General features: G+C 72.3%; 21 protein-coding genes. 8 read left to right on the top strand and 13 right to left on the bottom strand.

Features of this window, described 5'->3' with window-relative positions; genetic code table 11:
• The 5 genes from ACGFY9_RS26845 to ACGFY9_RS26865 are packed head-to-tail and all read right to left on the bottom strand — an operon-like array spanning window position 1 to window position 6,033.
• Entirely contained in the window at window positions 1–1,806 is a 1,806-nt protein-coding gene (locus tag ACGFY9_RS26845) for an NHL repeat-containing protein (RefSeq protein WP_393758205.1), read from the bottom strand.
• Window positions 1,787–2,506, bottom strand: a complete 720-nt coding sequence (locus tag ACGFY9_RS26850; RefSeq protein WP_393758207.1) for an SDR family NAD(P)-dependent oxidoreductase — start codon at window positions 2,504–2,506, stop codon at window positions 1,787–1,789. Before ACGFY9_RS26850 ends, ACGFY9_RS26845 begins: the two co-directional genes overlap by 20 nt.
• The gene (locus ACGFY9_RS26855; protein WP_393758209.1) at window positions 2,503–3,339 is read right to left on the bottom strand and encodes a phytanoyl-CoA dioxygenase family protein; all 837 of its coding nucleotides are present in this window, start codon (window positions 3,337–3,339) and stop codon (window positions 2,503–2,505) included. Before ACGFY9_RS26855 ends, ACGFY9_RS26850 begins: the two co-directional genes overlap by 4 nt.
• Window positions 3,336–5,267: a hypothetical protein gene (locus tag ACGFY9_RS26860; protein WP_393758211.1), complete on the bottom strand. Its 1,932-nt coding sequence runs from the start codon at window positions 5,265–5,267 to the stop codon at window positions 3,336–3,338. The genes ACGFY9_RS26855 and ACGFY9_RS26860 overlap by 4 nt, the downstream gene beginning before the upstream one ends.
• A 7-nt stretch (window positions 5,268–5,274) precedes the next feature.
• Complete coding sequence (locus ACGFY9_RS26865; protein WP_393758213.1) at window positions 5,275–6,033, bottom strand: hypothetical protein; 759 nt, start codon at window positions 6,031–6,033, stop codon at window positions 5,275–5,277.
• A 242-nt stretch (window positions 6,034–6,275) separates the two neighbouring features.
• On the opposite strand from ACGFY9_RS26865, the gene ACGFY9_RS26870 reads away from it, so the two are divergent.
• Window positions 6,276–7,823 carry a hypothetical protein gene (locus ACGFY9_RS26870; RefSeq protein ID WP_393758214.1) on the top strand — a complete coding sequence of 516 codons (1,548 nt, stop codon included), beginning with the start codon at window positions 6,276–6,278 and terminating at the stop codon, window positions 7,821–7,823.
• 308 nt (window positions 7,824–8,131) lie between these two features.
• Window positions 8,132–11,965 (top strand): helix-turn-helix domain-containing protein, encoded by a 3,834-nt coding sequence (locus ACGFY9_RS26875; RefSeq protein ID WP_393758215.1) that lies wholly within the window; start codon window positions 8,132–8,134, stop codon window positions 11,963–11,965.
• A 28-nt stretch (window positions 11,966–11,993) separates the two neighbouring features.
• Here ACGFY9_RS26875 and ACGFY9_RS26880 read toward each other — a convergent pair whose 3' ends face one another.
• The 3 genes from ACGFY9_RS26880 to ACGFY9_RS26890 form a co-directional block, all read right to left on the bottom strand.
• Window positions 11,994–12,899 carry a DMT family transporter gene (locus ACGFY9_RS26880; RefSeq protein WP_393758501.1) on the bottom strand — a complete coding sequence of 302 codons (906 nt, stop codon included), beginning with the start codon at window positions 12,897–12,899 and terminating at the stop codon, window positions 11,994–11,996.
• A gap of 91 nt (window positions 12,900–12,990) precedes the next feature.
• Entirely contained in the window at window positions 12,991–13,623 is a 633-nt protein-coding gene (locus tag ACGFY9_RS26885; RefSeq protein ID WP_393758217.1) for a dihydrofolate reductase family protein, read from the bottom strand.
• Between the two features lie 114 nt (window positions 13,624–13,737).
• Window positions 13,738–14,553: an AIM24 family protein gene (locus tag ACGFY9_RS26890; protein ID WP_393758219.1), complete on the bottom strand. Its 816-nt coding sequence runs from the start codon at window positions 14,551–14,553 to the stop codon at window positions 13,738–13,740.
• 100 nt (window positions 14,554–14,653) lie between these two features.
• Here ACGFY9_RS26890 and ACGFY9_RS26895 point away from each other — a divergent pair, with 100 nt between their 5' ends.
• On the top strand, window positions 14,654–15,397 hold the full coding sequence (locus tag ACGFY9_RS26895; protein WP_393758220.1) for an SDR family oxidoreductase: 744 nt from the start codon (window positions 14,654–14,656) through the stop codon (window positions 15,395–15,397).
• Between the two features lie 55 nt (window positions 15,398–15,452).
• Here the strand turns inward: ACGFY9_RS26895 and alc are convergent, their stop codons facing one another.
• Window positions 15,453–16,568, bottom strand: a complete 1,116-nt coding sequence (gene alc, locus ACGFY9_RS26900) for an allantoicase (RefSeq protein ID WP_393758222.1) — start codon at window positions 16,566–16,568, stop codon at window positions 15,453–15,455.
• A gap of 46 nt (window positions 16,569–16,614) precedes the next feature.
• Window positions 16,615–17,952, bottom strand: a complete 1,338-nt coding sequence (allB, locus tag ACGFY9_RS26905; RefSeq protein WP_393758224.1) for an allantoinase AllB — start codon at window positions 17,950–17,952, stop codon at window positions 16,615–16,617.
• Window positions 17,953–18,235: 283 nt separating this feature from the next.
• Between allB and ACGFY9_RS26910 the strand changes: the two genes are divergently transcribed.
• The 3 genes from ACGFY9_RS26910 (at window position 18,236) to ACGFY9_RS26920 (ending at window position 19,457) form a co-directional block, all read left to right on the top strand.
• Window positions 18,236–19,030: an IclR family transcriptional regulator gene (locus ACGFY9_RS26910; protein ID WP_033279461.1), complete on the top strand. Its 795-nt coding sequence runs from the start codon at window positions 18,236–18,238 to the stop codon at window positions 19,028–19,030.
• On the top strand, window positions 19,027–19,212 hold the full coding sequence (locus ACGFY9_RS26915; protein WP_393758226.1) for a hypothetical protein: 186 nt from the start codon (window positions 19,027–19,029) through the stop codon (window positions 19,210–19,212). The genes ACGFY9_RS26910 and ACGFY9_RS26915 overlap by 4 nt, the downstream gene beginning before the upstream one ends.
• 122 nt (window positions 19,213–19,334) lie before the next feature.
• Window positions 19,335–19,457 carry a hypothetical protein gene (locus ACGFY9_RS26920; protein ID WP_393758228.1) on the top strand — a complete coding sequence of 41 codons (123 nt, stop codon included), beginning with the start codon at window positions 19,335–19,337 and terminating at the stop codon, window positions 19,455–19,457.
• A gap of 205 nt (window positions 19,458–19,662) precedes the next feature.
• Here ACGFY9_RS26920 and ACGFY9_RS26925 read toward each other — a convergent pair whose 3' ends face one another.
• On the bottom strand, window positions 19,663–19,983 hold the full coding sequence (locus tag ACGFY9_RS26925; protein WP_329260676.1) for a DUF5955 family protein: 321 nt from the start codon (window positions 19,981–19,983) through the stop codon (window positions 19,663–19,665).
• Window positions 19,984–20,171: 188 nt separating this feature from the next.
• On the opposite strand from ACGFY9_RS26925, the gene ACGFY9_RS26930 reads away from it, so the two are divergent.
• Complete coding sequence (locus ACGFY9_RS26930; RefSeq protein WP_393758230.1) at window positions 20,172–20,771, top strand: NTP transferase domain-containing protein; 600 nt, start codon at window positions 20,172–20,174, stop codon at window positions 20,769–20,771.
• Between the two features lie 183 nt (window positions 20,772–20,954).
• On the top strand, window positions 20,955–22,577 hold the full coding sequence (gene aceB / locus ACGFY9_RS26935) for a malate synthase A (protein WP_393758232.1): 1,623 nt from the start codon (window positions 20,955–20,957) through the stop codon (window positions 22,575–22,577).
• Between the two features lie 24 nt (window positions 22,578–22,601).
• Here aceB and ACGFY9_RS26940 read toward each other — a convergent pair whose 3' ends face one another.
• Together ACGFY9_RS26940 and ACGFY9_RS26945 are read right to left on the bottom strand one after the other, a co-directional pair.
• Window positions 22,602–22,904, bottom strand: coding sequence for a SelT/SelW/SelH family protein (locus tag ACGFY9_RS26940; protein ID WP_393758234.1), 303 nt, complete (start codon window positions 22,902–22,904; stop codon window positions 22,602–22,604).
• On the bottom strand, window positions 22,901–23,815 hold the full coding sequence (locus ACGFY9_RS26945; protein ID WP_393758236.1) for a HipA family kinase: 915 nt from the start codon (window positions 23,813–23,815) through the stop codon (window positions 22,901–22,903). The genes ACGFY9_RS26940 and ACGFY9_RS26945 overlap by 4 nt, the downstream gene beginning before the upstream one ends.
• Window positions 23,816–23,836 lie beyond the last annotated feature (21 nt).

Genomic DNA, 23,836 nt, shown 5'->3' on the forward strand with positions numbered 1-23,836 from the left:
TCAACGGTCCACGGCTCGGCCATCGGACACCTCCAGAAGCGCGGGCAGGTCCACGAAGACCAGGCGGGAATTGTCGAAGTCGCTGAGCACGACGGTCCGTTCGTCGGCGTCGACGGCGACATGGCGGGGGAAGAACAGGCTGCCGACCAGCCGGTCCAGCACGGGTGACAGTGAGCGGACCCGGCCGTCCGGGCGGACGAGGAGGACGCGGTGTCCACCCGTGTCGACGACGAGCAGGGCACCGCTCTTCAGCCGGGCCATCGCGCGGGGCTGCCGCATCGGTGTCCCGGTGTGGGCGCGGACCCGTTCGGCGTCCAGCCGGACGGTGTGCCGTCCGTCGCGGGATATGCGCAGCAGACGGTCTGCGCCCGTGTCACAGACCAGTACGCCGCCGTCGGGCAGGGGCAACGCCATGTGCGGGTCGGACAGGCCGGTGTGCCACCAGGTCGCCAGCCCGCTGCGGTCGATGCGGCAGACCGTGCCGGCCCCGCTGTCGGTCACCAGCAGTTCGAGGGGTGCCTCGGAGGTCACCACGGCGTGGTGCGGGTCGACGAAGGGCCGCCGCTCGTCCCGGGTCCGCCAGGCCGTCAGCTGCCGACGGGAGGTTCCTGTCGCGTCCAGGAACAGCAGGCGCCCCCGCCTGCCGTCCGCGACGAGGGTGCCGTCGGGGAGGGCCAGGGCGAATCTCGGCCAGTCCAGCGTGCCGTCGGCCGTCGCACCGCCGGGGAGCACCCGGGTCACCTTCCCGGTCGGCGTCACCTCCAGCACCCGGTCGTTGTGACAGTCGGCCACCAGGACCCGGCCGGGTCCGGTGAAGTGGGCGCCCCGGGGCTGGATCAGTTCGGTGGCGGCCATGTCGCACCGGCCCCGCAGCACGGTGAGGGTGCCGGGGTCCCCGAGGCTCAGCACCCGGTTCCCGCGGCCTTCGGCCACCAGCACGCTCCCGTCCGGCCGTTGCGTCGCGGTATGGGGATGCCAGAGCCTGGGCGTCGACTCCGTGTGCGCGTCGGTCCGTCCCCAGGTCCGTACGACAGTGCCGCCCGCCAGGTCGAGGACGCGGTTGTTCTTGGTGTCCGCGACGAGCACGCTGCCCGAGCGGGTGAAGGAGGCGTACCGGGGAGCGTTGAGCAGGCGTGGCCCCTTGCCCGCCCGTCCCGGTTGACCGTGGACACGGCGTACGGACGGCGGGTGCGCTCCGGCGGACGCGTGCAGTACGACGTGTGCGCGGGCGTCGGCGATCAGGAAGCCCGTCCCGTCCGGGTCCACGCACACGCCCACGGGTTCGTCGAGCCCGTGCTCGGCGCCCAGTCTGCTCAGAACGCGGCCTTCCGGTGTCACGACGACGACCTCGCCGAGGTGCGGCAGGGCCAGGACGAGGTCCCCCGAGGCCAGCAGTCCGGCCGAGGACGGAGGCCGGAGCGGGTCCGGCAGGTCGTCGGCGGCGAGCAGCGGTGTCCGGGTGCCGTCGGGGCGTCGTAGTTCGATGCCTGCCGGGGTCGTCAGGAGCATGCCGTCGGGGGTGGCGGTGGCCCACCGTACGTCCGGGGCACGCGCAGCCGGCGTGCCGCGGTGCGCGAGGATCTCCAGTCCGCGCTCGCCGTGCACGGCCGCGACGGCGCCACGCGCGGTGACGAACGCGCAGCGGAATCCCGAGCCGTCCAGCGGACCGCGGCGGACCCGGCCGGGGACCGTCAGCCGTCGGCCGAGTTCCCAGGCCGGGATCCGTCCGGTGGCCAGCGTCTCCATGGGCAGGACGGTCGGGCCCGGCGTCAGAAGGCGGAGCGGGTCACCAAGGATGCGGATCACCTGCTCTCTCCACGAACGGCGGAAGTCTCCGCCAGGGCTCGGTCAGCACGAGCCGGACGAGTTCGGCGGCGGCGGTCGCCGGCTCGTCCCGGGCGTCCGGGGCGCCCATCGCGCCGCGCAGCGCGCCCGGGTGGACCGCCAGCACCCGGATGCCGGACGCGGCGAACTCCTGGTGCAGGCTGAGGCTCAGCATGTTCTGGGCGGCCTTGCCGATCCGGTAGGCGTAGTGCCGGGCGCCCGGGCCGTCGTCCTTCTCCGCGACGGCGAACGAGCCCCGGCGGGACGACACATGGACGACGGTCGCCCGCGGGGCGCGGCCCAGCGCGGGCAGCAGCGCCTGGGTCAGGCGCAGGGGCCCGAGGCAGTGGGTGAGGAACGAGTCCAGTACGTCGTCCGGCCCCAACTGTGCGAGGGTGCGCGGCGGATGGGCCACTCCGGCGTTGTGGACCAGGAGGTGCAGGGCATCGTCCCCGACGATCTCCGCGACGTCCGGGCCGACGGCCGGGTCGCGCACATCGCCCACGACGGGCCGTACGTTCTCGCCCCGGGTGGCGAGGCGCACGGCGTCGACGGGGTCGCGGACGACGCAGACGGTGCGGTGACCGAGCCGGTCCAGTTCGCGGACGAGACAGCGGCCTAGGCCACGGCCCGCTCCGGTGACGACGGCGAGGGGCGGCACGGCGCCACCGGTCGCGGTCACCGGGTCACGCCGGGGTCGTCGGCGCCGGCCAGCGCCTGTTCGCGCGGCGCTGACAGCGCGGTGGCCGCCCGCGGCCGCGGGCCTGAACTCCGGTCGCCGCCATGGTCGTTGCCCCGGTCGTTCCCCCGGTAGAGATGGCCGCCGCTCACCAGGATCTGCCGGCTGCGGTCGGGATTCCGGTCGAGTTCGTCGGCGCTGCGGAATCCCAGCACCAGGCTCATTCTGCTGCTGTCGCTCGTGTTGGCGCTCACCGTGTGGAAGGAGAGCGCGTCGAAGAGCAGCACACCGCCGGTCGGCATGGGAATCGGCAGCGCCTGGTCCAGCAAGTCGGTGAACTCGGCGTGTTCGTCCATCCAGGTGCCTCCGCCGTCGGGCTGTGGCACACCGACGAAGGGCAGGTACTGGGATCCGGGTACGAGGTGCGTGCAGCCGTTGGCGACCGTCGACTCCTCCAGGTAGACGACGGCCGTGACCAGGCCCCGCGACCACTGGAGGACATCGCGGTGCAGACGCGGGGCGGCCGTGCCGGGGCGGTTCACGGCCGCCTGGTTGTGGCGGTTGAGGAGGTAGACGACGTTGGGGCCGAGCAGGGACCGCAGCGGGCCGACGAGCCCCGGAGACACGAGGAGTTCGCGCAGGAGCCGGGGGTCGCGTTCGTAGAGCCGGTACAGCTTGGGCTGCTCGCCGGGCGCGACGGCGGTCGGGGCGGACCGGGCCGTCTCGTCGCGCACCAGTGTGCGCAGCGCGGACAGCAGCGGGTCCCGGACGACGGCGGGCAGCCGGAGGTAGCCGCAGTCCCTGAAGTGCCGTGTCTGCTGGGCGGTGAGGCTCATCGGGCCCTCCGTCCGGTGCGTGGGGAACGGTCGGCGCCGGCCCGGCGCTTCCCGGCCGCCGGGTGCGGTGTGCGCCGGGGCAGTCGGTGGCGGACGCGCCGGGCCAGGTACCAGGCGCACAGCCGGAACCGGTGCCACCAGCCGTACTGGAGCGTGGCCAGGGCGAAGAGGTACTCGTGTATCCGGAACATCCGGTACGCCCCGGGCAGCAGGGCGGTACGCCAGGCGCCGGCCCGTGAGCCCAGGAAGAGGTTGGCGGCGATGAGCCGCTCGTAGCGTTCCCGCAGTGCCCGGTCGCCGCTCGGGGAGTCGTCGGCCGTGGGAGGGCGGTCGCGCAGGGCGCGGTGCCGGTAGCTCAGCATGCCCTGGAGATCGCCGGTCTCCTGGAACCATGTCGTCGACGCGTCGGCGTGGGTCTCGTCGGCCCGCGGTGTGCCGCCGCGCAACGCTTCGAGGCTGTCCCGGACGTCCTGGAGCGCCCGGAAGGCGGCCACGAACCGTGCCCGGTCCTCGGCGAGTCGAGGTTCCTCAGGGCCATCGGCGCTGTCGGGGCCGTCCGGCACGGGCATGGAGGCGTCCGGTGGCGCGGGCATCCGGGCGAGCAGTCTGCGGGCGAGCGGGCGCAGGTCCGGGGTGCGGTGCATGTGCTCGACCACCCGGTTCAGCGTCTCCTCCAGGGCGTACGCCTCCTCGGTGCCGTCGCAGACATGGCGGCGCTGCCGGCGCAGCCAGAGCCAGGCCGGCAGCAGACGGCCCTGCGCCCACAGACACGCGCCGATGCGCTCGGCCCGCACATGCCGGTCGGATCCGTCGGCCGGGGCGTGCCACCACGTCCGGCGCAGGGTGTTCCAGGCGCCGTCCTCCCAGAGCAACTCCGAGCGGACCGCGCGGAGTTCGACGGGATCGTCGGTTCCGGTGCCGTGTGCGTCCAGGAGGCGGCGGACCTCCCGGTGCAGGCCGAGCGAGCGGTAGAGGAGGAAGGTCGCCCGGTGGCGTTCGGCGTCGGTGACCGGCACCGCCGGTGTCGCGGGGGTGCGGCCGGGCGGCGGGTCGAGGGGCGGCAGGCCCCAGTTCCGGGCGACCTCCGTCACCAGCAGGTCGGTGCGTCCGCACAGGACGTGGACGTCGGCACCCGCCTCGCGCAGCAGGGTTTGCAGCGGAACGGTGTCCCGGTCCGGGGTGTGCGGTTCGTGGTGGGCGTGCATGACCCACAGCACGCGCAGACCGTCCAGGGCGTCCGGCGGGAGCGCGGCGACGAACCGGTCGATGTCGAAGTAGTCGCTGCCGCTGTAGCCGAGGACGAGCACGGCCCGGTGACGGCCCAGCAGTTCGAGGAGCAGCCGACGCTCCGTCGCGGGAAACCCCGTGCGGATCAGGCTGAGGGTGGCACCGAGGTCCTTGCCGTCGGGCGAGTCGGCGAAGGAGCCGTGGAAATGGTGGACCGCGTCGTGTGGCACGGGCCGCCCCTGCCGGGCCTCGTAGGCCCGCTCGACGCAGGTGTCGAAGTTCGCGGTGAGGTGCCGGCCGCCGCGCGCGAGATGGCCGGCGGCGAAGGTGTGCAGTCGGTTGGGCGGCGCCTCACGGACGTCGTCCAGGATGTCGAAGGTGCCCGGGACCGCGTCCGGCCGGGCCCGGGCGGCGGCGTCCAGCGCGGTCTCCAGCCGGGGCAGGCGGGCGGCGGGCAGGCTGGTGTCGTAGGCGCACGACGGGCTGGTGCGGAGGCCGACGACCTGGTGGTACGTCAACGCCCGGGACAGCGCGGACGGTTCGAAGAACGTGTCGAAGACCCGGCGGGTCAGTTCAGGTCCGCCGGGCAGGCTCGTCGGGCCTTCGACGGAGATGCCCGCTCCGGACCACACCAGTACCTGGTCGGGCCTCAGGTCCGCCAGCAGCGCCGCCGCCTCGGCGACGGCGGGGGCCGCGTTCACCGGGCCGTCACCGCAGGTCGCCGTCGTCGGCCGGGGGCAGGCCGGTGCCGGCCTCGGCCGCGTCCCAGAGTGCGTCGAAGCGGCGCAGCCAGTACTCGTACCAGTGCGGTGACGACCGGCGGTCGAGGGACAGATGCATCCGTTCGTTGATCGTGCCGTCGCCGAATCCATGGAATTCCACGACGAGTTGTCCGTCGGGGCTGTCGCCGTCGACGATGAGCAGGCTGAAGCCCGGATTGAACGGCAGCCTCCGGCAGTCGAACCCGGGCTCCCCCTCCAGTCGGCGCAGGGCGCTCAGCGAACTGCGCAGCGCGGCTCCGAGGTCGAGGTTGTCGTCGAGTTGTACGGCGGCCTGGGCGACGGCCTCGGGCGACGGGTCGAGGAGGACGAATCTGACGGTGCCGCCCCGGCGGAGTATCCGCCGCCGCAGATCCTCCGCGCCGGCCAGCACGTTGATCGCCGTGGGGCCGTAGACCCTGAGGTCGCGGGCGTCGTCGAGGAGTGCGCGCAGCGGGCCCAGGTCCTCCCGCCGGCGCAGCACCTCGTCGGGCGAGGCCGGCGGGAGCGCGGGTGGCACGGCTGTGCGAAAGACCAGCAACGCCAGCGCGCCCACGGTGAATTGGGTCAGGACGTGGGTTCCCACCCGGTCGGCCAGACCGAGGGCCACGAGGGCCGCGCCCAGGAGGAAGAAGACGTACGCCTCGATGTGCCGGCCGTGCCGGATGTCGTCCACGACGCGGCCGAACTGTCGACGCAGGGTGTCCACTCGCGTGTTCTCTTTTCCTTGTGCCGTACCGATGCCGGACGTCCCGACTGAAGCGGTCCGCGTCGAGTCGCGGCAAGGCGCGTTCGTGTCCGATCCGGGGCTCGCTGTGTCGGCGGCGCAGCGGCGGGCGGGTCCTGGGCCGTCGGGCCCGGGCGGGCCAGGGGTGATGTCGCCGACACCGGGATCATTCGCCCGGTTCACGGCTAGTCTCCGGACGACGGCCTTGGACCGAGGAGGCGTTGATGGTGACCTGGCAGCCCGGATCGGGCCCTCCGGCCGGCATTGACCTGTGCCTGAACACCCTGCACCGGCGCGGTGTCATGGGGACGGTGGCGGTCGTGAACGCCTTCCGTGCGGCGAATCCGGAGTACGAGCGGTCCGCCTCCCTGATCAGGGCGATGCTCAACGGCAACCGGGAGCCCAAGCCGGACTTCGTGCGGCGGCTGGCCCGGCTGGCCGACGTGCCGGTGGCCCAGGTGTTCGCGCAGCTGGGCTGGTTGCCGCCCGAGGAGGTGGCCGCGCCGAGCGTCCCGCATCTGATGCGGCAGCTGCGCACGGGCATCACGGCGGCCGGGCAGCTCGCCCGGGACGTGGAGGAGCCCTGGTTCGACCGCGCCCCGGCGGCGGCCGCGGCGGCGGTGCTCGCGAGCGAGCACGGTGCCCGCAGGTTCGACGTGTCCCTCTCGGCGATCGAGGCGGGCGGTCGCTATCCGGCCGCCGTCATGGACGTGGCGGAGTTCCGGCTGCGCCCCGGGGCCGAGCCGCTGGCGCTGGAGCGGGCCGTCGCCCTCGCGGACGGCGGCCCGTTGCGCGAGGCGCTGTCCATGGCGCGCCGCGCGGAGGCGGACGGGCATCCCGGCTACTGGGCGGTGCGCGTGGAGCTGGCCGCGCTGGCCCATCGCGCGCTGCGTCACCGCGGCGAGTGCAGCTGGCAGGGACAGCCCGGCAGCCGGGGCTGGCTGGACGCCGGGAACGGGTACCGGCCCCGTCATGTGCTGGTGCAGGACCGGATCGCGGGACTCCGCAGGGAGCCGGTGCCGGCCGCCGCCGAGCGGTGGGCGGAGCGCGGTGTCGTACCGGTCGTCGTCATCGGTCACCGTCCGCTGGCCGGCGGGGCGGCCGCTCTGCTCGCCGAGGCACTGGGCCTTCAGTACGTCCTGCCGCGCTCGGGAGAGGAGCTCGTCTCCGAGGGGCTGTTCGTGCCGGTCCTCCGCGCACCGGCCCAGGGCCGTGTCGACGCGTGGCTGTCCGTCATGGGACACCTGCGCGGCCTGGCGGCGGCCGGGACCGCCTGGCCCGCGGTCGTACTGACACGTCCGTATGTCTTCGCCGAGCCGGAGCACGACGGCGACCTCGCCCTGCGGGAGCTGGTGCGGCTGCCGGCGCATGTCGTGTGCGTACGGCCCGCCGAGGCGATGCTGCGCTGGTGGGCGGCGCGCCGAGCGGGCGCGGGACCGGCCGACGGGTTCGACGCGGCGGCCTGGGTGGAGCGTGAGCTGAGGGTCTACGACCGGCTGGAGAGCGCGCTGGCCGCGCGGTCCGGGGCGCGGACGCTGCTCGTCCGGGTACCCGAGCCGGACGGCGGTCCGCTGCCGGTGGACGGGTGGGTGTGGCCCGACGCGGTGTCCGATCTGCAACCGCGGCTGGCCTGGGCGGTGCTCGACTGGCTGAACATGACCGCCAACCGGCGGGGACCGAGGCTCTCCGGGCTGCTGCGGCCCGGTCTGCTGGCGGAGTGGGCGCCCACTCTCGCCGAGGACCCCGAGGTGGCGGGGCTGCTTCCGCGCTGAGCCGACGGCCGGCTCAGCGGATGTCGTCGGGCTCCTCCGGATCGGCGGCGCCGAGAGCGCGAGCGGTCCGCATGGGTTCACCTCCGTTCCCTACCGTGTCCGCGTCCTTCGCGGGCCGGTGCCGTGTGCCGCCCGGCGCAGACTCCCCCAAGGCCGGGCGGCACCTCGGCCCCCGTCCGAGGAAGCCACCCCGCGGGGGCCAAAAACAACCTGTTGCCCCGAGCCCGGACGAGCCCCGACAGTGGTCGGACAAAGCCGGACGGGGCGCACGGCCCGTGTCACCGGCTCCCATTCCGCCGGGGGGACGAATGCCCGAGGGGCAGAGCAGACATCACCGACGCCGGGACGAGTCCGACCCGAAGGCGATCGGCTCGGTCTCCGACTTCGCCCACCAGCTGACGCAGGCTCGGCTGCGGGCCGGGCTGACCGTCCGCCAGGTGGCCCGGGCGGTCCGGGTCGCGCCCAGCACCGCCGGTGACTACTTCTCGGGGCGGCACCTGCCACCGGTACGGGCACCGCACCTGCTCACCGCCATCCTGACGGTGTGCGGGATCGACGCGCCGGAGTCACTGGCCCAGTGGCACGAGGCGCTCGTGCGGGTGCGGATGGCGCCGGGGCGGCCGCCGGCCGGCGCCCCTGCCCCGTACCGGGGGCTGGAGGTGTTCGAGGAGGAGCACTCCGACTGGTTCTTCGGCCGGGAGGAGCTGACGGAGACGCTGATCGGGCGGCTGCGGACCCTCGCCGCGGCCGGCGGAGGGCTGCTCGCGGTCGTCGGTCCCTCCGGCTCCGGTAAGTCGTCCCTGTTACGGGCCGGGCTGATCCCGGCCGTGCGCGGCGGTGCGCTGAGGACGAAGGGCGCCGCCGACGGACCGCCACCGGTTCTCCTGCTGACTCCGGGCCGCGGCCCGGAGAACGAACTCGCCGCACGTATCGACGAGTTGGGCGGCACACCGCCGCTGGTGGTGGTCGACCAGTTCGAGGCGCTGTTCACCATGGGCGCCCAGCAGTCCGCGCGCGTCCGCTTCGTGGAACTGCTCGACGGGCTGCGGCCCGGCCTGGTGGTCATCGGGCTGCGGGCCGACTTCTACGCGCAGGCCCTGCGGTTCCCGCCACTGGCCGACGCCCTGGAGAACCACCAGCTGGTCGTGGGACCGCTGACCCTCCACGAGATGCAGCGGGCCATCACCGGTCCGGCCCGCAAGGCGGGTCTGGAGATCGAGAGCGGCCTGGTGGAACTGCTGTTACGGGACCTGGCGCCGCGCGCCGTGTCCGGCGGCGGCGACGGGGACTCCCCGGCGCACGATCCCGGCGCCCTTCCCCTGCTGTCCCACGCGCTGCACGCCACCTGGCAGCGGGCCGACCGCGGCCGGCTGACCGTCACGGCCTATCTGGACAGCGGCGGAATCCGCAATGCCGTGGCGCACACCGCCGAGGCCGTCTTCGCCGAACTCTCCGACGTACAGCGGGACATCGCGCGGTTGATCTTCCTCCGGCTGGTACAGGTCACCGACGACGCCCTGGTCTCCCGGCGCCGGGTGCCGCTCGGCGAGTTGCTGGACCGCGCGGACGGCGCGCAGGCCGCCGAGCCGACGGCGGTGCTGGCCTCCTACGTGGAGCAGCGCCTGATCACGACCGACAGCGACAGCGTGGAGATCTCACACGAGTCACTCCTCATCGCCTGGCCCCGGCTGCGGGAGTGGATCGCCGCCGACCGCGACGGACTGCGGATCCTGCGGCGGCTGACCGAGTCGGCCCGCGACTGGCGGGACTCGGGGCGCGACGACGGGCTGCTGCTGCGCGGCACCGCCCTCGCGCTGACCAGCGAGTGGGCCGGTGACGCGGCGCACCGCGACGCCGTCAACGTCGACGAACGCGCCTTCGTCGAGGCCTCGTTGCTGCACGAGGAACAGGAGCGGCGGGCCGCCCGGACCCGGACTCGCAGGCTGTATCAACTCCTGTGCGCCGCCGTGGCGTTGCTTCTCGTCGCGGGTGGTCTGGCGGTGTACGCGCAGGGTCAGCGCAACCGGGCCGACCGGGCGCGCACCGAGGCGGTGTCGCGTCAGCTGGCCGCCGAGGCAGGGCGGATCGGCGCCCAGGACCCGTCCGTGAGCGCCGAGTTGGCCCTGGCCGCGTATCGGACGGCGCGTACCCAGGAGGCTCGTGCGCGCCTGATGGACTCCTCGGCGGCCCCGTCGGCCACACGGCTGACGGGTTTCACGGGGCTCGTCCAGTCGGTGGCGCTGGACAGCGGGCGTCAGGTGCTGGCCGCGGGCTCCTCCGACGGCTCGGTCCGGCTGTGGAGCACCACGGACCGTACCCGGCCCCGGCGCCTGGCCCGATTACGGGTCTCCTCCCAACTGTCCGTGTTCGCCGTGGCGTTGAGCCCGGACGGCCGCACCCTCGTGGCGGGCGGCGGCGGTGGGCTGCTGCACCGCTGGGACATCTCCGACCCCCGGCGGCCCAACCCGCTGCCCGACCTGCCCGGGAGTCCGGACGCCACCGTGTACTCGCTGGCGTTCGCACCGGACGGACGCGGCCTGGCCGAAGCGGGTGCGGACGGCACCGTACGGCTGTGGGCGGACGGGCGTTCGGCGGGCCCGGTGTCGGCCCCGGTGGTGTTCCGCGGTGGTGCCGACTTCCAGCAGGCGGTGGCCTTCAGCCCCGACGGTTCACTGATCGCGGCGGCGGGGCATGACGGGCGGGCCCGGCTGTGGCGGACGCGGGGCGCACACCGGGAGACGCCGGTGGCGACGCTGGGGTCGTTCGAGGGGCCCGCGCTGGGGGTGGCGTTCAGCCCCGACGGCAGGTTCCTCGCGGTGTGCAGCCAGGACCGCACGACACGGCTGTGGGACATCTCGGCCCCCGCCCGTCCGCGCGCCGCCCGCTCCCCCGCGGGCAAGGCGACCAGTTGGCTGAACTCGGTCGCCTTCGGCCCGGACGGCGGCACACTCGCCATCGGGGGCAGCGACGACACCGTCCGGCTCTGGGACCGCGGGAGCGGTGACGAGACGGCGTCCCTCCCGCACCCGGGGGCGGTCACCTCCATGGTCTGGTTCGACCAGCGGACGCTGGTGACGGGCTGCGCGGACGGTGTGCTGCGCCTGTGGTCACTGCCCTCCCCGGTACTGACATCGGCCCAGGGCGTCAACGCCCTGGCCTACAGTCCCGACGGCCGGCTGCTCGCCGTGGGCACCCTGGACCTGCAGTTGTGGGACCTCGCCCAGCACGCGCCGGTCGGCAGACCCTGGGAGCCCGGGGCGGACACGTTCGTCCAGTCGGTGACCTTCTCGCCGCGCGGCCGGGTCCTCGCGGTCGGGTACAGCGACGCGATGGTGCGGCTCTTCTCGTACACGCTCACCGGCGATCTGACGCCGCTCGGCGCACCGTTCCGGGTGGCGAAGAGCGGCACGGTGGAGTCGCTGGTCTTTGACCGCTCCGGCACGGTCCTGGCCTCGGGCGCCGACGACGCCACCGTCCGGCTGTGGGACACCGGCGACCCCCACCGGGTCCGCGCGCTGCGTACGCTCACCGGCGCGACCGACGCGGTGCTGTCCGTGTCCTTCACCCCGGACGGACGGTATGTCGCGGCGGGCAGCATCGACCGTGCCGTGCGTCTGTGGACCGTGGCCGGGAAGGGGACGAAGCCGCTGGTGACGCTGCACGGTCCGACCGGATACGTGTGGTCGGTGGCCTTCAGCCCCGACGGGCACCTGCTGGCCGCGGGCAGCGCGGACCGGACGGTGCGGTTGTGGGACGTCCGCGACATGCGCCGTCCGGTACGGACGGGCCCGGACCTGATGGGGTTCACCAGCTATGTGTACTCGGTCGCGTTCAGCCCGGACGGCACGACGCTGGCCGCCGGCAGCACCGACACGACCGTGTGGCTCTTCGACGTCACCGCACCCCGCGCGCCGACGGTACGGGCGGTGCTGACGGCAGCCTCCGGCCATGTGTACGCGGTGGCCTTCAGCCCGGACGGCACGACCCTGGCCGCCGGCGGCGAGGACCACACCGTCCGGCTGTGGATCACGGACACGGACGCCATCGCCCGTCGGTTGTGCGCGAGCCGCGGCGACCCGCTCACGAAGTCGGAGTGGCGCCGTTTCCTGCCGTCGCTGACGGGCGCGCCGACCTGCCTCTGAGGGGAGTCCCGCGGCACGGACCCCCGCATCAGGGTCCGCTCCCGCGCCCCCACGCGGTCCCCACGAGCACCAGCGCACCGCCGGCCAGCCCGAACGCGCCGAGCCGTTCGCCGCCGAGCGCGATACCGGCCGCGGCGGCCCACAGCGGCTCGGTGCCGAGCAGCAGGCTGACCCGGGAGGGCGAGGTCCGGCGTACGGCCCACATCTGCACGAAGAAGGCGAACAGGGTGCAGAACGCGGACAGGAACAGCAGCCCGGCCCACTCGCGTGGCCCGAAGCCGGCGGCCGCTTCCCACGGTGTGGTGTCGGCGCCGGTCGACAGGATCGCGAACACCGCGACGGCGGTGGCGAGTTGGACGGCGGTCAGGGGCAGCGCGTCGGCGCCCTGGACCGACCTGGTGCGGGACATGGCGAGTACGTGCAGGGTGCGGGCCAGCGCCGCGAGCAGCATGAGGAGGTCGCCGAGGGAGGGGCGGGAGAAGCCGGCGCCCTGGGTCAGCAGCAGCACGCCGAGTACGGAGAGGGCTGCCGCGCCGAGGAAGGCGCGGGAGGGCCGGGTTCGGGTGACGGCGGCCTCGGCGAGCGGGGTGAAGATCATGGTGAGGCTGATGATGAGGCCCGCGTTGGTCGCTGAGGTGTGGACGACGCCGTAGGTCTCCAGGAGGAAGATCCCGGCGAGGATCAGCCCGAGCAGACCCGCGCCGCGCCACTGGGCGGCCGTGAGGGCGCGCAGCGAGCGGTGGCCCACGACCGCGAGGACGGGCAGCACGAGGGCGAAGCGCAGGACCAGGACGGCGAGGACCGTGCGCGCCGTGGTGATGTCCTTGGACGCGAGATAGCTGGCGCCCCAGACCACCGCGACCAGCAGGACGGGCAGGTCGGTGAGCCAGGCCCGGCGGGGCAGGGCGGTGCGCGGTACGGCGATCGAGGACATGGGGGCGGCTCTCCCGGTCTCCAGCGAAGGGGTGGAGACATCGGCGGCTGCCACACGGAACGATCACCGTACCGGCGCGACCCCTGGCTGACTAGGCGTTTTCCGCATCGACGTCCACGTACGAGCCGTAGGTCGGGCGGCCCGCGAGGTCGTACGACTGGATGGAGACGCCGGTGCTGGTGACGCGCCCGCCCGTGTGCCGGAAGGCCATGGGTTCGGTGCCCTCGGGGAACAGGCGCAGGCCGCTGCCGAGCACGACCGGGAAGGTCACCAGGTGGAGCGTGTCGACGAGGCCGAGCGCGAGGAGGGACCGGACGAGGGCGCCGCTGCCGTGCACCTGGAGCTCGCCCTCGGTGCGCTCCTTGAGGTCGGTGACCTCCTTGGCGAGATCGCCGCTGAGGACGGTAGTGCCGGCCCAGGAGGGGTCTGTGACGGTCGACGAGGCGACGTACTTCGGCAGCGCGTTCAGCTTGGAGGCGATCGGGTCGGCGGGGTCGGTCTTGTCCGGCCAGTACCCGGCGAAGATGTCGTACGTACGGCGGCCGAGCAGATAGGCGCCGGAGCGGTCGAAGACCTCGACCACGAACCGGCCGAAGTCGTCGTCGCCGTAGACGAAACTCCAGCCGCCGTGCTCGAAGCCGCCGCGGGTGTCCTCCTCGGGGCCGCCCGGGCCCTGGTAGACGCCGTCGAGGGTGACGAAGAGAGTGGAGACGAGCTTGCCCATGTCGGGTGCCTGCTTCCTGCTGCGGGAGCGGATGGTGTCATCAGCTCAGACCCCGCGGGCCCCCGCAACTCATCGGTCCCCGCTACGGCATCTCTCGGTCCTCGCTACGGCTTCTCACCCGGCGTGGGTCGAGAACATGCCGCCCGTCGGGCCCTGCTTGTCGCCGCCCTGGGCCTTCTTCAGGGCGTTGGCGAGGCTCTCGATGGTGAGGGACTGGAGGATGACGCGGCCGTTGCCCTCCAGGGTGGCCAGGGACAGGCCCTCGCCGCCGAACACGGCGTTCATCAGGCCCTGCCGGTTGAGGCCGCCGATGCGCTGGACGCCGTACTGGACGCCCTCCTCGAAGGCGACGAGGCAGCCGGTGTCGACCTCGATGCGGCCGCCGAAGTCGGCCGGGTTCAGGTCGATGAAGTTGCCCGCGCCGGCGATGATCACCGTGCCGTGCCCGGTGAACTTCTCCAGGACGAAGCCCTCGCCGCCGCTCATGCCGGTGCGGCCGCCCTGAAAGGCGATGCCGAACTGGACGGTGGACTCGGCGGCCACGAAGGCGTCCTTCTCCGCGAACCACGCGCGCGTGCCGTTCAGCTCCAGGGCGCGCATCTCGCCGGGGAGCACGCCCGCGAAGCCGACGGTGCCCTCGCCGCCCTGGGAGGTGAAGTACTGGAACGCCAGCGACTCACCGGCGAGCGCGCGCTGGCCGACCTGCATGGCCGTCCCCATGGCCTGGCGGAGCATGCCGCCCATGCCTCCGCCTGAGCCGCCGCCCTGTTGCTGGCCGCCGCTCGACGGGCCGCTCAGGCGGGTCTCCATGGTCACGTTCGTCGTCTTGAAGAGGAACTTTCCGGCCTCGCAGTACACGGTCTGGCCGGGGTTCAGGTTGACGACCGCCATCTGCATGGCGTTGCCGACGATTTCTTGCTGAAGGGTCACGAGAGGAGAACGCGGAAGGTGAAGAAAAGAGTTCCGCCCGCCCGACATCGGTGTCCGCTCGCCGCCAGCACCCGGGTGCCGTGCCCGCTGGGATGGACGCATGACGACTCAGGAAACCCTTTTGGGCAAGGTGGCTCTCGTGACCGGCGGCAGCCGCGGCATCGGTGCGGCGACGGCGCTGCGGCTCGCGCGGGACGGGGCGGATGTGGCCATCACCTATGTGGACGGCAAGGAGGCGGCCGAGAACGTCGTAGGGCGGATGGAAGCGCTGGGACGACGGGCCGTGGCCCTGCGTGCGGACTCCGCGGACGCGGTCGAGGCGGCAGGGGCGGTGGAGCGTACGGCGGAGGCGTTGGGCGGACTCGATGTGCTGGTGAACAACGTGGGAGTGGGGTTGCTCGGGCCGTTGGACGGTCTGTCTCTCGCCGACGTGGACCGCGTCCTGGCGGTGAACGTCCGCGGAGTGTTCCTCACCTCGCAGACGGCTGCCGCGCGGATGGCGTCCGGAGGTCGCATCATCACGATCGGCACGTGCATGACGCAGCGGGTGCCGGGGCCGGGCGGGACCCTCTATGCGACGAGCAAGTCGGCGCTGGTCGGGCTGACCAAGGCGTTGGCCCGCGAGCTGGGCGGGCGCGGTATCACGGCGAACATCGTGCACCCGGGTCCGACGGACACCGACATGAACCCGGCGGACGGGCCGTACGCGGCGGGTCAGGCTGCGACGACGGCGTTGGGACGGTTCGGGACGGCGGACGAGGTGGCGTCGATGGTCGCGTACCTGGCGGGGGCGGACTACGTCACCGGGGCGGAGTTCGCGGTGGACGGCGGCCATTCCGCGTGAAGCACACATGGGGCGCACCGGTCCTGTCGGGCTGGTGCGCCCCTACGCGCGTGCGTCAGCCGCCCAGTTCCTGATGCCTCGCCGCCAACCCCGCCGCCCCCTGCTCCGTCAGCGAGCCGAACAACCGCAACCGCGAGATCCCACCATCGGGATAGATGTCCACGCGCGCGTGCGTCCCGATCGCCGGAGTGGGGAGCACGAAGCGGTGGTTGGTGTCGGGCTGGAGGCGGGTGCGCGGAAGGATTTCCGTCCAGTCGCCGGTCTCGCCGTCCCGTACCGATACCGATGCCCAGCCCGCGCTGTTGCCCTTCAGGTACGCCGTGTCGATCTCGACGGCGCGGATCTGGGACTGGGCGGCCAGGCGGTAGCGGATCCAGTCGTTGCCCTGGTCGCGGCGGCGGCGGGTTTCCCAGCCGTCGTCCATCTTGCGGGAGCGGCCGGGCTGGATGGTGTTGCGGGCCGGCGAGTAGAAGAGGTTGGAGGCGTCCTCGGCGGAGCCGCCGTTCTCCAGGGCGACCACGTCGAACGTGCCCAGCGCCGCTAGCCAGTTGGGGTCGGGGACGACCTCGCCGTAGACCCGGAGGCGGGCGATGCCGCCGTCGGGGTGCTGGTTGACACGGAGGTGGGTGAAGCGCTGTTCGGCCGAGATGGAGAAACCATTCGCCGCGTGGCCGCCAACTGCCGTGCGGGGAACCAGGGTTGTCCACTTCACGTCGTCGGAGAGCAGGTCCTCGGGGGACGGGGAACCCGGGAACGAGACGCCCTCCACCGACACCGCCTGCGGGTAGTTGCCGCGGAAGTGGGCCGTGTCGACCACGATGCCCCTGATGACTCCCGGTGCGCCCAGGCGGACCAGTGCCCAGTCGTGGTCCTCCGCCGTCGGCCAGGGGTGCTCCGCCGAGGCACCGCGGCGGCGGCGGGTCTCCCAGCCGTCCATGATCTTGCCCTTGTGGCCGAAGTGCTCGGGGTCGAACTCGGCGGGCCCGGGCACGAGGAGGTTCTCGCGCTGGGCGAAGAACTCGTCGTTGGCGGCGATGACACCGGCGCCGAGCTGCCGGTCGGCGAGGTTGGCGTACTGGGTGAAGGGGAAGTCGGCCGTGCGGTAGTCCGCGTACGGGTCACCGCCTCCGTAGGGGTTCGCGTCGCCGGTGAAGGTGGGAATCGCCGTCACTAATCTGCCTTTCAGAAGGAGGCCGCTGCGGGTGCGGTGGATCGGATCAGGGGGTACGGACCAGGAGTTGTCCCTTCGGATCGGTGAACTCGCCGTCCAGCACGATGCGTTCGCCGCGCAGCCAGGTCGACTTCACGACGCCGCTGAGGGTCTTGCCGGCGTACGCCGTGACGCGGTTGCGGTGCTGGAGGGCCGCCGGGTCCACGGTGAACGTCTCGTCGGGGGCGAGGACCGCGAAGTCGGCGTCGCGGCCCGCCTCGATGGCGCCCTTCTGGTCAAGTCCCGCCAGCTGTGCGGTCCTTGACGACATCCAGCGGACGACGTCCGTGAGGTCGTGGCCGCGCTTGCGTGCCTCCGTCCACACGGCGGCGAGGCTCAACTGGAGGCCGGAGATGCCGCCCCACGCGGTGGCGAAGTCGTCGGTCTTCAGGTCGGCCGTTGATGGGGAGTGGTCCGTCACCACGCAGTCGATCGTGCCGTCGGCCAGTGCCTGCCACAGGAGGTCCTGGTTGGCGGACTCGCGGATGGGCGGGCAGCACTTGAACTCGCTTGCACCGTCCGGGACTTCCTCCGCCGTGAGGGTCAGGTAGTGGGGGCACGTCTCCACCGTGATGCGGACGCCCTCGGCCTTCGCGGCGGCGATGAGCGGGAGCGCGTCGGACGAGGACAGGTGCAGGACGTGCACGCGCGCGTTGAGCCGCTTCGCCTGCGCGATCAGCCCCGCGATGGCCGTGTCCTCGGCGTCGCGCGGGCGGCTGGCGAGGAAGTCGGCGTACCTGGGGCCGCCCTGTTGCGGGGCCGCTGCGAGGTGGTGCGGGTCCTCCGCGTGGACGATGAGCAGACCGTCGAATCCCGCGATCTCGGCCAGGGACAGGGCGAGTTGGTCCTGGTCCAGGTGCGGGAACTCGTCCACGCCGGACGGGGACAGGAACGCCTTGAAGCCGAAGACGCCGGCGTCGTGCAGCGGGCGCAGGTCCTTGACATTGTCGGGCAGGGCGCCGCCCCAGAAGCCGACGTCCATGTGGGCCTTCTCCGCGGCGACTTGCTGCTTCGTACGGAGGTTGTCGACCGTCGTCGTCGGCGGGAGGGAGTTGAGCGGCATGTCGATCAGGGTGGTGATGCCGCCCGCCGCCGCCGCGCGCGTGGCGGTCCAGAAGCCCTCCCAGTGGGTGCGGCCGGGGTCGTTCACATGCACATGGGTGTCGACCAGACCGGGCAGCAGGACGTCGTCGCCGAAGTCCTCGAACCGTGCACCGGACGGGACTTGGGCGTCGTACGGGAGGACGGCCGTGATCTTCCCCCCGGCGACCGCGACCGCCGCCGCGCGTGTCCCCTCGGGAGTGATGACACGTGTGGAGCGCACCACCAGTTCAGCGTCGGACACCCGGACCCCTCTCTCTGCCGCCGTTGTCCCTTCCGTTACTTCCGGGAAACCGGATTTACGTCCACGTAACGGAATTCAACGTTCTGTTGAAGGAGTCTTCACTCCCGCTCCCGTACCGTCAAGGGCACACATCTCCACGATGGGCCTCAGGCGCACACTCTGGACGTTTCCACAAAGCGGAATTAAACTTCCGGCAAGCAGAACGTAGCTACGCACAGGCGGGGAGTCAACCGACCCCCGGGTAGGCTTCAGCCCTTCCCGCCCGTGCCGAAAGGAACGCGCCGTGCCGCCGTCCAGCGTGAGCAGCACCGACTCCACCAAGTCCGCCACGGGTGGTGTCCAGTCCCTTGAGCGCGCCTTCGACCTGCTGGAGCGGATGGCCGACGCGGGCGGCGAGGTCGGCCTGAGCGAGCTCTCCGCGAGCAGCGGCCTGCCGCTCCCCACCATCCACCGCCTGATGCGCACGCTCGTGGTCTGCGGCTACGTCCGCCAGCAGGCGAACCGCCGGTACGCGCTCGGCCCGCGCCTGATCCGCCTCGGCGAGTCCGCGTCCCGGCTGCTCGGCACCTGGGCCCGCCCCTATCTGGCCCGGCTGGTCGAGGAGACCGGCGAGACGGCGAACATGGCACTGCTCGACGGCGACGAGATCGTGTATGTCGCGCAGGTGCCGTCCAAGCACTCGATGCGCATGTTCACCGAGGTCGGCCGGCGCGTCCTGCCGCACTCCACCGGCGTCGGCAAGGCCCTGCTCGCCAACACCCCGGACAACGAGGTGCGCGCACTGCTCGCCCGTACCGGCATGCCCGCCGCGACCGAGAAGACGATCACCACGCCCGACGGTTTCCTCGCGGCGCTGGAGGACGTGCGCCGTCTCGGCTACGCGATCGACGACAACGAGCAGGAGATCGGCGTGCGCTGCCTCGCCGTCTCGGTCCCCAACTCCCCCACCGCCGCCGCGATTTCGATCTCGGGCCCGGCGGGCCGGGTCACCGAGTCGGCGACCGACAAGATCGTGCCGGTGCTCCAGCAGGTGGCCGGCGAACTGTCGGAGGCACTGGCCAGCCAGAACCCGGCGTGAGCGCTGCGCGCGGTCAGGCGGTCGTGTTCATGCCCGAGGGCATGGGGCAGATCCGCAGGACCATCCGGGGCGTCCCCTTCCAGGGCGACGAAATGAACGATCTGGGCGCGCTCGGCGGTGAGCCGCCGGAGAAGACGTTCACCTTCTCCGGCAGGGGATGGTGCGCCCGCCTCCTGGAGTAGAAGGTTCCGCTGTACAACGAGTTCGAGGGACAGGCCGTCACAGGACGGCACTGCGCCGCGAGTCACGCCTCGCCCCCGGCCAGACCCCGAGCGGCCTGAACGAGGAGACGCCGACCATCGCCGTGCACCTCGACGGCCGCGCGTACCGCAACTACGGCGACGCCGATTTCGAGGTCACGCCGAACCAACTCCAGCGGCGACCACCCAACAGGACACGGCTGCGGGCCCGCGCCGTGTACGCGTAGTCCGACTACCGTCCCGTGCGCATGGGTCCGACGAGCGGGGCCGACCTGCTTCAGCGGCGCCGAGGACGCCTGCCGGCCGTTCCAGAGCAGGCGCGGCCCGAAGAACATCGTTCGACACCTGGAACGCACGCTCCGGGTTCGCGCACCGGAGCAGCACGCACACGGGCTACCGGGGAACCGTTCCCGGCGCCCGTGTGGCCGTGAACTAGCCCTGCCCGCCCCGGGGTTGACCGAACAGGTCCACCGCGTTGCGTACGTCCGTCAGGCCCCTCGTGAGCGCGCTCACCGAGCCGATCGCACCGGCGATGAGGAGCAACGAGCGGCGCAGGCGCGGGATTTCGGGGATGCCGTCGATGGTCATCGCGGCCAGCGCCGCGAGTTCGTCCTCGGCGATGACACGGTCGGGGAACTCGGCCGGATGCGCGGCGAGTTCGCGACGCAACCGGGACACCGCGGTCCGCAGTTCCGCCACCCTCGGATCCTCGTCGCTGCCGGTCACTGACCTCTGCCCCAAGCTCCGCAACACAGCTCTCCCCCCTCGCACGTCTTCGTGCGCAAGAACTTTGTGGTCCTGCCGCGCACCCCGCAACACTGGTCGGGCACCGAGGGACGCGGGCAAGTAAACGCCACCCGGTGCGGGGCGCGCCACTCCATGGACCGAAATTAAGTAGGAGGATTCCGTCCGGTCGCCGCCGCGTCAGGTATGCAGGAGGCATGACGCGAAACGAAGACCAGGTCGCCGGGCTGCTGCTCGCCGCGGGCGGCGGCCGACGGCTCGGCGGGCGGCCCAAGGCACTCCTGCGGCACCGGGGGCGGCCCCTCGTGGAGCACGCGGTCGGGGTGCTGCGCGCGGCCGGCCTCACCCGCGTCCATGTGGTCCTGGGGGCGCGCGCGGACGCCGTAAGAGAGCAGGCGGAGCTGACCGGGTGCGTGGTCGTGGAGAACCCGGAGTGGGAGCAGGGAATGGGGTCCTCGCTGCGTGCCGGGCTCGACTCGCTCGCGCGTACGGGTGCGCGGGCGGCGCTCGTGTCGCTCGTCGACCAGCCCGGGATCGGCGCGGAGGCGGTCGCGCGGGTGCTGGCCGGCTTCACGGACGCGGACTCGCTCGTCTCGGCCGCCTACGACGGGGTACGCGGGCATCCGGTGCTGTTCGGTGCCGCGCACTGGGCCGGGATCGCCGGGAGCGCGACCGGGGACCGGGGGGCACGGGCATACCTCAAGGCGCACGCGGACGCGGTCACGCTCGTCGAGTGCGGAGATGCGGCGGAGCCGTACGACATCGACACTGAGGCGGATCTCGTCCACCTTGAGTGAGTGGAGTGGCACTGAGCGCCACTTTGGCTCGATCCGGAGAATCTCGACGTCAACAAACCATTGAACTTCCACGATGAGGAAACTAGTATCCACTGTTCAGAAGCGCCCGACGGCCCCTCGGGTGCCCCCAGCCCTACCCGGGTCACCTGGCACCCGGTGCCACGCTGAAGGAAGTGACAGTTCATGTCCGCACCAGCGCCGTCCTCGCCGGTCATCGTCGACGCCGAGCCCCTGCCCCGGCGGGACGAGGTCCTCACAGCTGAGGCCCTCGCCTTCGTGGCCGAGCTGCACCGCCGGTTCACGCCCCGCAGGGCCGGACTCCTCGCCCGCCGGGCCGAGCGCCGCGCGGAGATCGCCCGCACCTCCACCCTCGACTTCCTCCCGGAGACCGCCGCGATCCGCGCGGACGACTCCTGGAAGGTGGCCCCCTCCCCCGCCGCGCTGAACGACCGGCGCGTCGAGATCACCGGCCCGACCGACCGCAAGATGACGATCAACGCCCTCAATTCGGGCGCGAGGATCTGGCTCGCGGACTTCGAGGACGCCTCGGCGCCGACCTGGGAGAACGTCGTCACGGGCCAGCTCAACCTGATCGACGCCTACACCCGCGCGATCGACTTCACCGACCCCGACTCCGGTAAGTCGTACGCCCTGAAGGCCGAGGACGAGCTGGCGACGGTCGTGATGCGGCCGCGCGGCTGGCACCTCAACGAGCGTCACCTCCTGGTCGACGGTGAGCAGGTCCCGGGCGCCTTCGTGGACTTCGGGCTGTACTTCTTCCACAACGCGCGGCGGCTGCTCGACCTGGGCAAGGGCCCGTACTTCTACCTCCCGAAGACCGAGTCGCACCTCGAAGCCCGGCTGTGGAACGACGTGTTCGTCTTCGCGCAGGACTACGTCGGCGTCCCGCAGGGCACCGTCCGCGCCACCGTGCTGATCGAGACCATCACGGCCGCGTACGAGATGGAGGAGATCCTCTACGAACTCCGCGACCACGCCTCGGGGTTGAACGCGGGCCGCTGGGACTACCTGTTCTCCATCGTGAAGAACTTCCGTGACGGCGGGCCCAAGTTCGTCCTCCCGGACCGCAACGCGGTGACGATGACGGCCCCGTTCATGCGGGCGTACACCGAACTCCTCGTCCGCACCTGCCACAAGCGCGGGGCGCACGCGATCGGCGGCATGGCCGCGTTCATCCCGTCGCGCCGGGACGAGGCGGTCAACAAGGTCGCGTTCGAGAAGGTCAAGGCGGACAAGGACCGTGAGGCCGGGGACGGTTTCGACGGGTCCTGGGTGGCCCACCCGGACCTCGTGCCGATCGCCATGGCCTCCTTCGACGCGGTACTCGGCGACAAGCCGAACCAGAAGGACCGGCTGCGCGAGGACGTCGACGTCAAGGCGGCCGACCTGATCGCCGTGGACTCGCTGCACGCGAAGCCGACGTACCCCGGACTCGTCAACGCCGTTCAGGTGGGCATCCGTTACATCGAGGCGTGGCTGCGCGGGCTCGGCGCGGTCGCCATCTTCAACCTGATGGAGGACGCGGCCACCGCCGAGATCTCGCGCTCGCAGATCTGGCAGTGGATCAACGCGGGCGTCGAGTTCGAGAACGGCGAGAAGGCAACTCCCGAGCTGGCGCGGAAGGTTGCCGCCGAGGAACTGGAGAACATCCGCGCCGAGATCGGCGCGGACGCCTTCGCCGCGGGCCACTGGCAGCAGGCCCACGACCTCCTCCTGGAGGTGGCGCTGGACGACGACTACGCGGACTTCCTGACGCTGCCGGCGTACGAGCAGCTCAAGGGCTGATCCTCAACCACCGTCAGGAACAGCTCACTTGTCCGAGTGGCCCAGGGACTTGTCCGGGGCCACTCGGTCGCGTACGAGCTGCTTCACGGCCGTGGGTTCCGGGAAGCCCTGCTCGCGGCGGTCCCACACGACCTCGTCGTTGACGCGGACGACGAAGACGCCGCCGGTGCCGGGCTTCAGGGACAGTTCCGTCAACTCGGTCTCGAAGGTGGTGAGGAGTTCCTGCGCCAGCCAGGCCGCGCGGGGCAGCCAACGGCACTGGGTGCAGTACTCGATCTGGACGCGGTGCTCCGGCTGTACGGGGTTGTCCGTAAGGGCGTCTGTCATCCGAGGTGTACCGACCAATCCTGTTCCGCCGCCGGTTTGCCGTGCAGGTCGGGGACCCGCTTGAGCCAACTCGGGCGGCCCTGCTGTGTCTTCGCCGCGCGGAGGGCCTCCTCGGCGGCGCGTTCCTCCCGGCTGGGGAAGTCGGTGGGGAGCCAGGCCGCGGAGGCCTCCACGCGCGCGTGGAGGTAGGCGACGTACGCCTCCCGTACGGCGTCGGGTGTCGCGAAGCCCGGTTCGCCGGCCAGCCAGGCGTCCGGCACCTCGGCCGCGATGCGGCGCAGCAGCTCCTCGGTCACCTTGGGGGCCAACTCGGCGTCGGCGGCACGGGTGTCGGGGCCGTAGTGGCCGAGGGCGTGATGGCGGAAGTCGTAGGACTTCGCGGGGTCGGCGCCGTCCCAGCGGTGGTGGAAGACGAGGGCGGCGCCGTGGTCGATGAGCCACAGGCGCGGGGGCGCGATGCCGAGCGTGGGCCAGATCATCAGGTTCGAACTGTGCACCGTACGGTCGACGTTGACGGTCAACGCGTCGAGCCAGACGATCTTCCCGGCCTCCAGCGGGTCGACCGTGCAGCGCGCGGCGACCTCCGGGGTGAAGTCCTGGGCGCCCGGCAGGAAGTCCATGCCCAGGTTCAGGCCGGCGCTCGCGCTGTGCAGGTCCCGTACTTCCTGGTGGGGTTCCTCGTCGGCGATCGCCGGGTCGAAGTGCACGAGCACCAGCTCGGGGAAGCGCAGGCCGAGGGCGCGGGCCAGCTCCCCGACGATCACCTCGGCGACCAGCGCCTTGCGGCCCTGCGCGGAGCCGGTGAACTTGACGACGTAGGTGCCGAGGTCGTCGGCCTCGACGACTCCGGGGACGGAGCCGCCGGAGCGCAGGGGCTCGACGTAGCGGGTCGCGGTGACCTCTCTCAGCACTTTCTCAGGCCACCTCACTCT

Source organism: Streptomyces sp. NPDC048504 (assembly GCF_043200035.1).
Classification (GTDB): Bacteria; Actinomycetota; Actinomycetes; order Streptomycetales; family Streptomycetaceae; genus Streptomyces.

Coding starts and splice junctions, on each gene's coding strand:
- ACGFY9_RS26855 (WP_393758209.1), bottom strand. CDS start 3,339: ATGAGCCTCACCGCCCAGCAGACACGGCACTTCAGGGACTGCGGCTAC.
- ACGFY9_RS26870 (WP_393758214.1), top strand. CDS start 6,276: ATGGTGACCTGGCAGCCCGGATCGGGCCCTCCGGCCGGCATTGACCTG.
- ACGFY9_RS26875 (WP_393758215.1), top strand. CDS start 8,132: ATGCCCGAGGGGCAGAGCAGACATCACCGACGCCGGGACGAGTCCGAC.
- ACGFY9_RS26880 (WP_393758501.1), bottom strand. CDS start 12,899: ATGTCCTCGATCGCCGTACCGCGCACCGCCCTGCCCCGCCGGGCCTGG.
- ACGFY9_RS26885 (WP_393758217.1), bottom strand. CDS start 13,623: ATGGGCAAGCTCGTCTCCACTCTCTTCGTCACCCTCGACGGCGTCTAC.
- ACGFY9_RS26895 (WP_393758220.1), top strand. CDS start 14,654: ATGACGACTCAGGAAACCCTTTTGGGCAAGGTGGCTCTCGTGACCGGC.
- ACGFY9_RS26930 (WP_393758230.1), top strand. CDS start 20,172: ATGACGCGAAACGAAGACCAGGTCGCCGGGCTGCTGCTCGCCGCGGGC.
- aceB (WP_393758232.1), top strand. CDS start 20,955: ATGTCCGCACCAGCGCCGTCCTCGCCGGTCATCGTCGACGCCGAGCCC.
- ACGFY9_RS26940 (WP_393758234.1), bottom strand. CDS start 22,904: ATGACAGACGCCCTTACGGACAACCCCGTACAGCCGGAGCACCGCGTC.